The 13437-nt window shown below is 58.2% G+C and carries 11 protein-coding genes; 6 read left to right on the top strand and 5 right to left on the bottom strand.

Annotated elements, in window-relative coordinates:
• Positions 1 to 163: 163 nt before the first annotated feature.
• The 6 genes from AU11_RS02390 to AU11_RS18615 all read left to right on the top strand — a co-directional run bounded on the left by AU11_RS02390 (position 164) and on the right by AU11_RS18615 (position 4737).
• Positions 164 to 697 (top strand): DUF411 domain-containing protein, encoded by a 534-nt coding sequence (locus AU11_RS02390; RefSeq protein WP_043316150.1) that lies wholly within the window; start codon positions 164 to 166, stop codon positions 695 to 697.
• A 7-nt stretch (positions 698 to 704) separates the two neighbouring features.
• Positions 705 to 2687 carry a copper resistance system multicopper oxidase gene (locus AU11_RS02385; protein ID WP_051686882.1) on the top strand — a complete coding sequence of 661 codons (1983 nt, stop codon included), beginning with the start codon at positions 705 to 707 and terminating at the stop codon, positions 2685 to 2687.
• An 11-nt stretch (positions 2688 to 2698) separates the two neighbouring features.
• Positions 2699 to 3538 carry a copper resistance protein B gene (locus tag AU11_RS02380; RefSeq protein ID WP_231491468.1) on the top strand — a complete coding sequence of 280 codons (840 nt, stop codon included), beginning with the start codon at positions 2699 to 2701 and terminating at the stop codon, positions 3536 to 3538.
• Between the two features lie 120 nt (positions 3539 to 3658).
• Positions 3659 to 3952, top strand: coding sequence for a hypothetical protein (locus AU11_RS02375; protein WP_051686881.1), 294 nt, complete (start codon positions 3659 to 3661; stop codon positions 3950 to 3952).
• A 42-nt stretch (positions 3953 to 3994) separates the two neighbouring features.
• Positions 3995 to 4528, top strand: coding sequence for a cytochrome c (locus tag AU11_RS02370; protein WP_156035101.1), 534 nt, complete (start codon positions 3995 to 3997; stop codon positions 4526 to 4528).
• Positions 4529 to 4611: 83 nt separating this feature from the next.
• Positions 4612 to 4737 (top strand): hypothetical protein, encoded by a 126-nt coding sequence (locus tag AU11_RS18615; RefSeq protein WP_255343165.1) that lies wholly within the window; start codon positions 4612 to 4614, stop codon positions 4735 to 4737.
• 92 nt (positions 4738 to 4829) lie between these two features.
• Here AU11_RS18615 and AU11_RS02365 read toward each other — a convergent pair whose 3' ends face one another.
• The 5 genes from AU11_RS02365 to AU11_RS02345 all read right to left on the bottom strand — a co-directional run bounded on the left by AU11_RS02365 (position 4830) and on the right by AU11_RS02345 (position 13412).
• Complete coding sequence (locus AU11_RS02365; RefSeq protein ID WP_043316148.1) at positions 4830 to 5189, bottom strand: cupredoxin domain-containing protein; 360 nt, start codon at positions 5187 to 5189, stop codon at positions 4830 to 4832.
• Positions 5186 to 7420, bottom strand: a complete 2235-nt coding sequence (locus tag AU11_RS02360) for a heavy metal translocating P-type ATPase (RefSeq protein ID WP_043316146.1) — start codon at positions 7418 to 7420, stop codon at positions 5186 to 5188. The genes AU11_RS02365 and AU11_RS02360 overlap by 4 nt, the downstream gene beginning before the upstream one ends.
• Positions 7421 to 7698: 278 nt before the next feature.
• A complete protein-coding gene (locus AU11_RS02355) occupies positions 7699 to 10818 on the bottom strand; it encodes an efflux RND transporter permease subunit (protein ID WP_043316144.1) in 3120 nt (1039 codons plus the stop codon).
• Between the two features lie 12 nt (positions 10819 to 10830).
• Positions 10831 to 12096, bottom strand: a complete 1266-nt coding sequence (locus AU11_RS02350; RefSeq protein ID WP_043317943.1) for an efflux RND transporter periplasmic adaptor subunit — start codon at positions 12094 to 12096, stop codon at positions 10831 to 10833.
• A gap of 17 nt (positions 12097 to 12113) precedes the next feature.
• Positions 12114 to 13412 (bottom strand): TolC family protein, encoded by a 1299-nt coding sequence (locus tag AU11_RS02345; protein WP_051686880.1) that lies wholly within the window; start codon positions 13410 to 13412, stop codon positions 12114 to 12116.
• Positions 13413 to 13437: the final 25 nt, after the last annotated feature.

Raw genomic sequence — 13437 nt, 5'->3', positions numbered from 1 at the left:
GCACTTTTCCTCATTTCAAACTGTTGCGATAACCGCGCTCCGAGCTTTGTCATCGCACGCGTTTCGCTGTCGCCCGCACTCGCACTGTCGAAACCGGGCCCAGCACCGTTACCAAAACAGTGCCGTCACTCAAACGTGACCACTACGAGGTTGGAATTGATTTATGAAACAGAATATTTTTCTGCGCAGCCTGGCCATTTCCGCACTGCTCGCATTGACCGCCTGCGCCAAAGCCGATTACGACCACGACCACGATATGAGCGAAGATAGCGCTGATGTCGCGGCCGTCGCCCCCATCGTCTCTACACTGACCACCTATAAAAGTGCCACTTGCGGCTGCTGTAAATTGTGGGTGGAACACGCCGCCGACAACAGCCTCGAAGTCGACGCACAGAACGTTTCTGACCTGAATGCCGTCAAGGACAAGTACCAGATTGCCGCGGAGTTCCAATCCTGCCACACCAGTGTGTCGCCGAACGGCTATGTTTTCGAAGGGCATATCCCGGCGAAACTGATTCGCCAGTTCCTGCAGAATCCGCCCGCGGGTGCCCGTGGCCTGGCGGTACCCGCCATGCCGTTGGGCAGCCCCGGCATGGAAGTGGGCGACCGCTTCGCCCCCTACAAGGTGCTACAGCTCAGTAAAGATGGCAGCACCACTGTATATGCGAGCATCGATCGTTTTGAACAACAACACTGAGGTACCGATGAACAAAATCCGAGAACCCCAGATTGCACTACCGCCCCTGTCACGGCGGCGCTTTGTCACCGGGATCGCCGCGGGCGCGGCACTATTGGGCATACCCGCGGGTGCAAGCAGCGCCACACCCCGTGCCAACCCTACACCGCAAACGCTGCGCGGCAACCAGTTTGATCTGCACGTGAATTATCTGCCGGTGAATTTCACCGGCCGCGAGCGCACCGCAGTCGCCACTAACGGCTCGGTGCCCGCCCCGATCTTGCGCTGGAAAGAAGGTGAAACGGTGACCCTCAATGTCACCAACCATCTAGCACATGATACTTCCATCCACTGGCACGGCATCATCCTTCCCACGGGTATGGACGGTGTGCCCGGGCTCAGCTTCAACGGTATCCGCCCCGGTGAAACCTTTACCTATCAGTTTGAACTGAACCAGAGCGGCACCTACTGGTACCACAGCCACTCGGACTTCCAAGAGCAACAGGGACATTACGGCTCCATCGTTATCGACCCAGCAGAGCCCGACCCGGTCGCCTATGATCGCGATTACGTGGTAATGCTCTCCGACTGGAGTGACGAATCCCCCCACGACATTTACGCCAAGCTCAAAAAAGAGGGGCACTACTACAATCGCCGACGTCGCACCGCCGGCGATCTGTGGGATGAGATCCGCCAGAAAGGGGTCGCCCAGACATGGCAGGACCGCAAGATGTGGAACGAGATGCGCATGTCCGACCGCGATATCTCCGACGTCACCGGTTACACCTATACCTACCTGATGAATGGCCAGACCCCAGATGGCAACTGGATGGCGCAATTCAAGCGGGGAGAGAAGGTCCGCTTGCGCTTTATCAACGGCTCCGCCATGTCGATTTTCGATATCCGGATTCCGGGGCTGAAGATGACGGTGGTGGCGAGTGACGGTCAGAACATCGAGCCGGTTACCGTGGATGAGTTCCGCATCGGCGTAGCGGAAACTTACGACGTCGTAGTTGAGCCGGTGGACGACCGCGCCTATACCCTCTTCGCCCAGACCATCGACCGCAGCGGTTTTGCCCGCGGCACCCTGACACCGCACCCGGAACTGCGCGCCGAAGTCCCGGCGATGGATTACGCCCCGGTCCTCACCCACCGCGATATGGGCATGGATCATTCCGGCCACAATATGGGCGGCATGAATGGCATGGGCCACAGCGGCCACGATATGGGCAGCATGAACGGCATGGACCACAGCGGCCACGACATGGGCGGCATGGACCACAGCGGCCACAACATGGGTAGCATGGATCACAGTGGCCACGATATGGACAGCATGAGCGGCATGGATCACTCCCAGCACGCCGGCATGCAATCCGGTAACGCCGGGCAGTACAGCCTGCACGGTGGACGCCCCGAGCTCGGCGGCATGCAGGGCGTCTGGTTTACCGATGGCCTGGGCCGCGCCGGACACGGTAGCAACAGCCCCATCGTGCACCTGCCCAGCGAATACCGCTACGGCGTGGATATGCGCTCAGAGATGCCCGGCAACGGACTGAATGATCCCGGTATCGGCCTGCGCGATCACGATATCCGCTACGGTCGCCGGGTACTTACCTATGCGGATATCCGCAACCTTACCCCCACCCTCGACAGGCGCGAGCCCACCCGCGAGCTGCAACTGCATCTGACCGGCAATATGCACCGCTACATGTGGTCGATGGATGGGATCAAGTTCAACGATGCCGAACCCCTGATGCTGAAATACGGCGAGCGTATCCGCATCACCCTGGTGAACGACACCATGATGACGCACCCCATTCACCTACACGGCATGTGGAGTGAACTGGAAACCGGCGACAGCGAGTACATCCCGCGCAAGCACACGATCATTGTGCAACCGGGCTCCAAGATCAGCTATCTGGTGACTGCCGATGCCTACGGCCGCTGGGCCTACCACTGCCACCTGCTGTACCACATGCCCGGCATGTTCCGCGAAGTAAGAGTGGTATGAGGACGATGCAAATGAACAGAAAAACCCTACTGGCATTAACCCTGGCGGCGCCGCTGGCGCACGCCGCGGAAGAATCGCACACACAGCACACCCATTCGATGCAGGACGATGAACACGCGGCCCATCAGCACATGGGGCACGGCTATCCCGCACCGCAAGAGGACAGCGCAGCCGCTGCATCGAACCTCCGTCACGCCCCCAACGAACCCGATCACGTAATGGACCACGAGGTGCTACTGACCAAGGTCACCATCGACCAGCTGGAGGCACGCGAGGACGACGGCAGCGCGCTGGAAGGCAGCGTGTGGTTCGGCGGCGACAAGCACAAGGCATGGTTCAAGACGGAAGTCGAACGGGCGGAAGGCGAGACGGAAAAAGCCGAATTACAGGCACTGTACAGCCGCGCCATTGCCCCCTACTGGGATATCCAGATGGGCGTGCGCCACGACTTCGAACTGGAAAGCGACAGTCGCAACTGGGGCGTCCTTGCCCTGAACGGGCTCGCGCCCTACTTCTTCGAGGTCGACACATCGCTGTTTGTCGGCGAAGACGGGGACACCGCCCTACGTGTGGAGGCCGAGTACGAGCTCCTATTCACTCAGCAGTGGATTTTAAGTCCGGAAATTGAAGTGAACTTCTTCGGCCAGAACACACCTGGAACCCATACTGGTTCCGGACTTTCCGACGTCGAGGCCGGTCTGCGCTTACGCTATGAATTCACTCCGCAGTTTGCACCTTATATTGGCGTCAATTACGAGAAGAAATTCGGTAACACCGCGGACTTCGCCCGTGACGACGGCGAGGCCACCAGTGAAATGACCTGGGTAATCGGGCTGCACGCCTGGTTTTAGTCAGGTAATCGGGACTTGTAATTTATCGCACTATAAGGATCCGCGGACTTTCCTCTAATCCAGGCAGAACTCAAGCTCGGAGAATGGACCGCGGATCTTTTAAAAAACTTGGAGATAACTATGAACACCTTCAACAAGCTGCTCTGCACTTTCACCCTCGTCGCCGCGAGCACCGCTCAGGCCCATGACCCTAGCATGCATAAGGAAAACACAGAAAAGGCAAACTGTGCTGCGATGAAGGAGATGGATCACTCGACAATGGATGCCGATGATCCAGTCATGCAGGCGATGATGAAAAAGTGCGCAGAGCAGATGCAACATGCGGAGCGAGACACTCACTCTGAGCATGCTCATCACGGTGAAGGCCATCACCACGAAGACCCGCCGAAACCGCAAAAGCTTGAAGAGAAATAAGGATTGGGGGGCGACAGCCCCCTTTCCTATTGGAGGAATATTTTGACAGCACTAAAGACACTGCTACTCACAATTCTGATTGTAGCCGCTGGACTACTAACGTTCGTCTACTCCGGCAGCTACCCCATGGGCGCCGACGTACCGCACACCAAATTCACCCACTGGCTGCTGGAGACTCTGCGCGAGAAGTCCATCGCACGCGCATCACGGAACGTGCAGCTACCGGAACTCAAGGACCCGGAACTGCTGCTTTCAGGCGGCGCCGACTACAACGACATGTGTGTGGGCTGCCACCTGAAACCGGGAGTGACAGAGAGTGATTTCAGTCTCGGCCTCTACCCGGCACCGCCTGACCTCACCAAGCCGGGAAGCGGCGACCCGCAACAACGCGTGCGCCGACAATTCTGGATCATCAAGCACGGCGTCAAGGCCTCCGGTATGCCCGCCTGGGGCCCCACGCACGACGACGGGCGCATCTGGGCTATGGTGGCATTTTTGCAGAAGCTGCCCGACTTGACGCCACAGCAATACCAGATCATTACTGCACGCGATGAAGAAGATTCAGGTCATCACTGACAGGAAAAATTGAACTGCTAGAACTGTTCAAATCCATTCACACATTAGGATTCTGCATCATATTCAGCGCAGTTGCGCTGAATATGGCTCACGGCGACAAGCCGCAAGCGGAAGTAGATCCGGCACTGTTTTCCGAGCTGGAAACCTTGGTGCTCACTCACATGGGCGACGACGGGAAGATCGTGCATGTGCACTGGTCCAGTAAATAAGAAGAAGGTTTTTTTTCGCGGTCGTGGGCCGCTCCTGAAAAAGCTGTAGGAGCAGCCCATGACCTAGACCTTCGCCTACACCAGAATACCCTCTATGCCACCACCAGAGTCCCGCGGTACATCTGCATCTGACAGGTAAAGGGGTATTCCCCCGCTTCCATCGCCGGTAGTTTTACCTCGGTCTCCTCGCCAACCGCTAGCTGCGCGTTTACATCCAGATCTGCGAACACCACATATTCGGCGCAGGGGCTAGGATCCTCTCGAAGGAAGTGCAACGTAGTTTCCTCATGGGCGGGTACTTGAATTCGCTCCGGCTCATAGACCCCATCCTTGACCATAATCACGGATGCGGCGGGAGCCACGGCCGCCGGCGCCGCCCTTTTACTCAACCAGAACCACCAGACGATGCCAACGATCAGTGCCAAACCCAGCAGATTGATCAACAAATTCATGCGTTTATCTCCGAAGGATTGAATAGGCGCAGCCGGTTGGCATTGCTGACCACGGTCACTGACGAGAGTGCCATGGCCGCACCAGCGATTACCGGGCTCAGCAGGTTTCCAGTGATCGGATACAAAAGTCCAGCGGCGATGGGAATACCTAGGATGTTATAGATAAAGGCACCAAACAGGTTCTGTTTAATGTTGCGTAACGTCGCTCGCGAAAGCTCGATCGCGTCAGCCACGCCGTGCAGCGATGAACGCATCAGTGTAACGTCGGCGGTCTCGATCGCTACGTCGGTGCCCGCGCCAATCGCAAAGCCGACTTCCGCACGCGCCAGCGCCGGAGCATCGTTGATGCCATCACCGGCCATACCTACGTGCCCGCCCTTCGCCTGCAGATCAGCGATAATGTTCTCTTTGTCCTCTGGCAGCAGTTCCGCATGCACCCAATCTATACCCAGCTGTGTCGCCACCGCTTCTGCGGTGGCTCGGTTGTCACCGGTGAGCATCTGGATTTCAAGGCCGAGGCTTTTCAAGCGCTGAATGGCGGATCTTGCGTCTGAGCGCAGCGGATCCGCCACCGCGATCAAGCCAGCAGCCTTGCCGTCGATCGCCGCGTACATGGCGGTACGTCCCTTGCCAGCCAGTGCTTCGACGGCCGCCTGCCAATGGTCGACATCAACATTTTCACGCAGCATCAGTTTGCGGTTACCGAGCAGCAGCTTGTGACCATCCACCTCTCCGCGCACGCCGTGCGCAATAATGGCCTCAAAGTGCTGCACCGTGCTCAGGCGTATACCCCGCTCTTGCGCCGCATCTACTATGGCCTCCGCTAGCGGGTGTTCCGAGGCCTGCTCCAGACTTGCCAGCAGACGCAGCAACTCGTCTTTGTCGCCTTCGGTTTCGAGGTCGGTAACTTTGGGAGTGCCCTCGGTCAGTGTGCCGGTTTTATCTACCACCAGCGTGGTCAGTTTACTCGCCTGCTGCAGAGCCTTCCCGTTACGCACCAGCACGCCGTGTTCTGCACCCTTACCAACGCCGACCATTACCGACATGGGTGTGGCCAACCCCAGTGCGCAAGGGCAAGCGATAATCAGCACTGAGGTGGCCACCACCAGCATATGCGCGACCTTGGGCTCCGGCCCCCAGTTAAACCAGACCAGTGCTGCCAGCACGGCGATCACCATCACTACCGGCACGAAGACCGCGGAAATCCTGTCCGCCAGCCGGGCTATGGGCACGCGCGAGTTCTGCGCGTTCTTCACCATCTCAATGATCTGTGCCAGTCGGGTCTCGGAGCCGACTTTTTCCGCAGTGAACAGCAGGGTGCCATTCTTGTTTAGGGTGCCGGCGGAGAGAAAATCGCCCTGTGCCTTCTGCACCGGTACAGGTTCGCCAGTGAGCATGGACTCGTCCACCAGGCTGCTGCCCTCAAGCACAGTGCCGTCCACAGGAATCTTCTCACCAGGGCGCACCCGCAAACGATCTCCCAGCTGTACCTCATCCACCGGCACATCCACCTCTTCACCGTTATGTAGCACTCGCGCACTGACGTCTTGAAGTTGCAGTAGTTTTTCAACAGCCGCGCTGGTGCGGCCTCGGGCTCGCACCTCCAGTGCCTGACCCAGGTTGATCAGCCCGATGATCATGGCACTGGCCTCGAAATAGACGTGGCGTGCCATCTCAGGCAGCAGCTGCGGCGCCACCACTACCAGCATGGAAAACAGCCAGGCTGTGCCGGTGCCCAGTGCGATCAACGTGTCCATACTTGCATTGTGGTGGCGAAAAGCCTTCCAGGCACCGGTGAAGAAGTGACCGCCGCAATATATGAGCACCGCAAGAGTGGCAAGCCCCACAAGTCCCCAGGCAACCTGCTGCACCGGCGCATGCACTGACATCTCGCCAGTGATCAGCCCCCAGGCCATCAGCGGCAGTCCTAGGGCCAGAGCCAGCCCTGCGCGCCACAGTAAGTCTCGGTAATGTTTTTGGTCCGCCTCGCGTTGCTGCTCGCGCAGCTCACGATCACTGACAGTCGTCAGCTCAGCGCCGTAGCCGGCTTGCTCGATCGCCAACACGCAGGCACCCGTATCAACCCGGCCCCACACTGAGGCAGTTTTCTCGGCTAGGTTTACCCTCGCCTGTTTCACACCTGGCACTTGGTTCAACACCGTTTCAATCTTGTGGACACAGCTGGCGCAGGAGGCACCGTGCAGGGTAAATACTTTTTTACTCTCAACCATCTTCCTATCCTAAGTCGTGGTCAGTGAAATGCACTCTATGAGGTTGCCGCTACGAGAAGGCAAGTTCCAACGCGAATTACTCGGCGCGCTACAATTCCATACGCGTCTTGCCTTCGCTTGTCGCTTGCCACTCAGTACGACAACCTTCCTCACGCCAGCCAACATGTATGGTTGGCTTATCGCTTCAATCTTTTTCACGATTCACACTCCCTAAAATCAAGAATTCATGACCGCAAGCGCCCCAGCCTCGCGCTGAGGCGCATGTAAAAGTTGGTTTGCTAATCGTGATTAGCGTTGGGGCCGCCATGGACAATCCGGTACAACAGAGGTAGCACAAACAGCGTCAACAGCGTGGAAGAGATGATGCCGCCGATCACCACCGTAGCCAGCGGCCTCTGCACCTCAGCGCCAGTGCCGGTGTTGAGCGCCATGGGCACAAAGCCAAGACTTGCCACCAGTGCAGTCATCAGTACCGGACGCAGACGGATCAGGGCCCCGTCAACAATAGATGACAACAAGTCGCCCCGTTCCCGCCAAAGTTCACGGATAAACGACAGCATTACCAGGCCGTTCAACACGGCAACGCCCGAGAGTGCGATAAAACCCACCCCTGCGGAAATGGAGAGCGGCATACCGCGCAGCCAGAGTGCCAGCACGCCGCCGGTCAGCGCCAGTGGCACGCCAGTGAAGATGATCAATGCGTCCCGCAATGAGCCGAAAGCGGTCACCAGCAGCCCCAAAATAATCAGCAAGGTGACTGGCACCACCAGTGACAGGCGCCGACTAGCGGACTCCAGCTGCTCAAATGTACCCCCGTAATCCAGCCAATAGCCCGGCGGCAATTGCACGTCACTGGCAATCCGTTGCTTAACTTCCTCAACAAAAGAGCCAAGGTCACGCTCGCGCACATTGGCGGTAACCACCACACGGCGCTTGCCGTTCTCGCGACTGACCTGATTGGGGGCCGGCGCCATCTCGAGGTCGGCGACCTCCGCGAGTGGCACGAAGCCGCCAGCGGGAAGCGGCACCGGCAATTCGCCGAGCCGATCCAGATCGCGGCGAATATCTTCCGGCAAACGTACCACCAGCTGAAAACGGCGGTCGCCTTCATAGATTAGTCCTGCGCTTTCACCGCCGATGGCGGTGGCCACCAGATCCTGCAATGTTTGCAAGTCCAGGCCGTAGCGTGCCAGCTGAACGCGTTTCGGCACTACCGACAATACCGGCAGCCCCTCCACCTGTTCGACACGGGCGTCGGCGGCGCCATTGATGCCCTCCAGCACGGCGAGAATCTCCTTCGCCGAGGCCACCAGCTGATCCAGGTCATCGCCGAACACCTTGATGCCGAGATCTGCCCGTACGCCGGAGATCAATTCGTTAAAGCGCATCTCGATCGGTTGGGTGAACTCGTAGTTGTTGCCTGGGAGCTCGCGCACCGCAGCCTCGATTTCTTCAATCAATGCATCACGGGACTTGTCGGGATCCGGCCACTCACTCCGCGGTTTCAGTATCACGAAATTGTCGGCTACGTTCGGCGGCATCGGATCGGTGGCCACCTCCGGCGTGCCAATCTTGGCGAACACCTTGTCCACCTGGGGAAAGGCTTTGATGCGCTGCTCAAGGATTTCCTGCATCTCCAGCGACTGCTCCAGGCCAGTGCCGGGAATGCGCAGTGCGTGGAGGGCGATATCCCCCTCGTTGAGCTGCGGAATAAACTCAGAACCGAGGGTAGTGGCGAGCCAGGTGCAGAGCACCACCAGACCGGCGGCTGCGGACAGAACCAACCAGCGTACTTTCATCGCAGCGAGAAGCAGTGGCCGATAGAGATTTTTCGCGGCCACGATCAGGAGGTTTTCTTTTTCGCTGATCTTACCGGTCAGGAACACAGCCACTGCTGCAGGCACCACCGTTAGCGATAGTACGAGTGCCGCCAATAGCGCCATCACCACTGTGGCCGCCATCGGATGGAACATTTTTCCTTCCACACCGGTAAGCGAAAAGAGCGGAATATAGACCACCGTGATGATAAGTACCCCAAACAGACTCGGGCGGATCACTTCGTTAGTCGCGTGAAACACCAGCTCCAGCCGATCCTGCAGCGGAAGCGTATTGCCGTTGCGGCGCTGGGCCTCTGCCAGCCGACGAATGGCGTTTTCAACAATGATCACCGCCCCGTCTACAATCAGGCCGAAGTCCAGCGCACCCAGGCTCATCAGGTTAGCGGACACGCCCGTCTTCACCATACCTGTGATGGTGGCCAGCATTGACAGGGGAATTACCGCGGCGGTGATAAATGCCGCGCGCAAGTTGCCCAGCAGAAGGAAAAGCACCGCAATCACCAGCAGAGCTCCCTCTACCAGGTTTTTCTGCACCGTATGTATGGCCTTGTCCACCAGTGTGGTGCGATCGTAAACAGCCTCCAGTCGCACACCTTCAGGAAGGGACGGTTTGATACTCTCAAGTGCCGCCGCCACGTCCCGGGCCACGGCACGGGAGTTTTCCCCCACTAACATCATTGCGGTGCCAAGCACCGTCTCCTTGCCGTCACGGGTGGCGGCACCGGTGCGCAACTCCTTGCCTATGGCTACTTCGGCAATATCAGCAACTTTTACGGGTACGCCATCGCGGTTGGCCACGACGACATTTTCGATATCGGCGATACCTTTAAGCTGGCCCGGCGATCGCACCAGCAGACGGCGGCCGTTCGACTCCACAAAACCTGCGCCGCGGTTGTCATTGTTGCGCCGCAAGGCTCTGATCACCTCTTCCATAGTGAGGTCAAAGGCCAGAATTTTGCGCGGGTTTGGCATTACGTGGTACTGCTTGTCAAAGCCACCGATGGTGTTCACCTCGATGACCCCAGGAACCAGTGCCAACTGTGGTTTGATGATCCAGTCCTGTATCTCTCGCAGTGCGGTCGCATCATAAGGACGGCCGTCCGCCTGTATCGCGCCCGGCAGTGCCTCCAGCGTATACATGAATATCTCGCCGAGTCCGGTGGCGAGTGGCCCCATCTCAGGCTCCAGCCCAGGGGGCAGCGCACCCTTGATCGCGCCGAGACGAGCGTCGATCAGGTTGCGGGCAAAATAGATGTCGGTACCCTCTTCGAACACCACCGTCACCTGTGATAGGCCGTAACGGGAAAGTGAGCGCGTATAGGAGAGGTTTGGCAGCCCCGCCAAGGCCGTCTCCACTGGGTAGGTGATGCGTTGCTCCGCTTCCAGTGGCGAGTAGCCCGGTGCCTCGGTATTGATCTGCACCTGTACGTTGGTAATATCCGGTACCGCGTCGATGGGCAGCTTCTGGTAGCTCCAGATACCGGCGCCGATCAATATCAGTACCAGCGAAAGCATCAAGTAGCGCCGCTCAATAGAGAGGCGCAGTATGGCTTCAATCATGACTGTCCTCCGTCAGTGGGCGTGGGCTGCGCCAGACTTTTCGATGTCGGCTTTGATCAGGTAGCTGTTGGCAGTGACATAGCGCTGGCCGAGCTCCAGGCCATCCAGCACCTCGGTCACGCGACCATCGGAGCGGCCCAATTGCAGCGGGCGCGCCTCGTAGTTATCGCCGACCTTAATGAATACCACCATCGAGTCTCGCAGCGGCTGCAGCGCGCGGTTTTCCACCAACAGTGGCACGCGCACCCGGTCAACGAGCACCTTCCCTTCCAGCATCAGGTCCGGCGGCCAGTTGAGTTTGCGGTTGTCGATGGGAGCGCGGGCGAGCACGAAGGGCTGCCCCGGCGTGCCCGGTACGAGATTGGCGATCTGTGTCTCCACCTGCTGCCCGTCGGCGCTGAGCGTCACCGTCTGGCCGCGGGCAACCTGTGCCCGCTGCGAGGGAAACAGCCGAAGCTCCGCCCACAACTGGTCATAGTTGGCAATGGTAAATAACTCGCGCTCGCCGCTGTATTCGCCGCTGCTCGCCTGTTTATCGATAACCAGCCCGTCGATGGGCGAAGTAATCGGGTAGACCTGCAGGCTGTCGTTGGACTCCACTTCTGCAAGCTTCTGTCCCTTCCGCACCCGGTCGCCGATCTCCACCGCCACCGACTTGATTGGCCCCGGAAAGCGTGCACGCACATGGCTTAAGCTGCCGTGGGCCAGTGCCGTATCACCGTAGAGGGTGAGCGATTGGCTGATTTCCCCTGGGCCAGCAACCTCCGTCTTGATACCTACTTTTGCAGCCATCTCGGAGGAAACCTCTACGCGCCCCTCGAAAGATTCATAATGCCACGCAGCACGCTCCTCGTTCCGAGACAGCAAAACGTCTACTTCGAACGAATGCGGTTCCTCTACGGCACCTTTGGCGAACCAGTAACCATCTGCCGGTAAAAAATCGAAACGTTCCACCTTGCCATCCAAGCGCGTCAGCTCCACCGCCAGACGCGCATCGCCTGCGTTCGACAGAGCTTTGCCATTTTCCAAAATCCAGGCTCGGAATTCTGGGGTACCACCGCGCTCGAAAAGTAATAATTCCACTTCAAGGTCACCGTCTTCAAATAGTCGACCTCCATTTTTCCCAGTTACTTCTTCATGCTCACCGTGCTGTTCCCCGTGCTCTTCGGATGGGGACGCTGTGGTGCTCTCAGGCGCAAAGAGAGCGGCCAAGCACAACAGCAGAGTGATCACCGGCACTGCAGCAATGGGGTCTTGCAATCTATTTCTTTGTTTCATGTGCATTCAAATCTTTTCTATTTAGTTGGCTCGACGTCCGCGGACAATAGAGGTGCGGCTGTCATCTGCTCTATTTCCGCACCAAAGCGCAGTGCTGCGCTGGCCGCTTCGATTTCGGCCCGGCGCGCACCTATCAGCTCCTCGCGCGCCGACACCCACTCCAGATAGGAATAACGGCCACGAAGGTATGCCCGCTCCACTTCTATTAGAGCTTCACGTAAAGTTGGCACTACCTCATCGCGCAATATCTCTACCGACATCACTGCCTGCTCACGTCCGCTGACAGCACGAAACAGTCGACTTTTCAGGCGCAATAGTGCCGCTTCGCGCTCAATAGCTACGCGCTCTCGCTCAGCAACAGCGGTGGCAATGGCCCCGGCACTACGACGAGCGGGAAATAGCGGCAGCTCCACCCCTGCGACCAAGGTGGTTTCACCGATTTCCCGGGAGTGCCGAATACCAGCAGACCAACCAATATCCAGGCTCGTTTGCGCCTCGGCCAAACGTAGCTCCGCGTCGCGCAACCGCTCTTCGGACGCGAATCTGGCAATGGCAGGGTTCTGCTGGGCACGACTGAAGAGCGTGGCAAAGTTTTCCGAGGGCGGAAATCGGTAAAGCTCACTGGAATCTAAATGGAAAGAGGAATCTTCCCCTCCCCATAACGAGGCCAACGCCAATTTGTGGTAATCGACCAGTCGCTCTTCTGAGTAAATTGCCAGGCGAGCACGGGAAACGGCGGCCCTTGCCCTTAGGCTCTCGGATTTAGGGGAAGCGGCCGCGTTTACACGGCGGTTAACAGCTCCAAGAGCATCTTCCGCGAGAGCTGCAGACTCCCGTGCCAAAGCCAAGCGCTGTTGCGCAGCCAGCACTTCTATGTACCGGCGAATCACGCTGCCTAATAGATCCAGTGCTTTCGCTTGCTCCTCGGCCAGCAACAAATCCTGACGAGCAGAAACCGCACCTACACGCGCAGATAGCTTGCCACCCAGTTCGATCACCGATGAAAGTGAAACGGTGAGCTCAGCGTCATCAGCACCACCTTCACCAGCAAAATTTTCGAGTTCGGCGCCTAGACTCACCGGCGGCCGTAGGGCCGCAGTTGCCGCTTGACCGGCAAGCGCTTGTTCGCGAAACCTAAAAACGGCCAATTCAGGATTTTGAGAGAGTGCGCGATCAATCGCCTCGCTCAAGGAAATCTGCGGAAATTGCTCAGATTCTTGAGCCTGTGCATTTGGCAACCACAAAATCAGCTGCAACAAAAAAATCGTAGCAAGCCGAAAGTGCACGCGAGTGACGCGCGCAAAAATAAACAACATTTGGGTTCTCCCAAGTCATTTCTTG

Source organism: Microbulbifer sp. HZ11 (genome assembly GCF_000708675.1).
Taxonomy (GTDB): domain Bacteria; phylum Pseudomonadota; class Gammaproteobacteria; order Pseudomonadales; family Cellvibrionaceae; genus Microbulbifer.
This window is presented reverse-complemented; position numbering and strand designations above follow the sequence as displayed.

What these genes read in the sequence shown, in the direction of transcription:
- AU11_RS02390 (WP_043316150.1), top strand. Translation starts at nt 164, where the DNA reads ATGAAACAGAATATTTTTCTGCGCAGCCTGGCCATTTCCGCACTGCTC.
- AU11_RS02385 (WP_051686882.1), top strand. Translation starts at nt 705, where the DNA reads ATGAACAAAATCCGAGAACCCCAGATTGCACTACCGCCCCTGTCACGG.
- AU11_RS02380 (WP_231491468.1), top strand. Translation starts at nt 2,699, where the DNA reads ATGAACAGAAAAACCCTACTGGCATTAACCCTGGCGGCGCCGCTGGCG.
- AU11_RS02375 (WP_051686881.1), top strand. Translation starts at nt 3,659, where the DNA reads ATGAACACCTTCAACAAGCTGCTCTGCACTTTCACCCTCGTCGCCGCG.
- AU11_RS18615 (WP_255343165.1), top strand. Translation starts at nt 4,612, where the DNA reads ATGGCTCACGGCGACAAGCCGCAAGCGGAAGTAGATCCGGCACTGTTT.
- AU11_RS02365 (WP_043316148.1), bottom strand. Translation starts at nt 5,189, where the DNA reads ATGAATTTGTTGATCAATCTGCTGGGTTTGGCACTGATCGTTGGCATC.
- AU11_RS02360 (WP_043316146.1), bottom strand. Translation starts at nt 7,420, where the DNA reads ATGGTTGAGAGTAAAAAAGTATTTACCCTGCACGGTGCCTCCTGCGCC.
- AU11_RS02355 (WP_043316144.1), bottom strand. Translation starts at nt 10,818, where the DNA reads ATGATTGAAGCCATACTGCGCCTCTCTATTGAGCGGCGCTACTTGATG.
- AU11_RS02350 (WP_043317943.1), bottom strand. Translation starts at nt 12,096, where the DNA reads ATGAAACAAAGAAATAGATTGCAAGACCCCATTGCTGCAGTGCCGGTG.
- AU11_RS02345 (WP_051686880.1), bottom strand. Translation starts at nt 13,412, where the DNA reads ATGTTGTTTATTTTTGCGCGCGTCACTCGCGTGCACTTTCGGCTTGCT.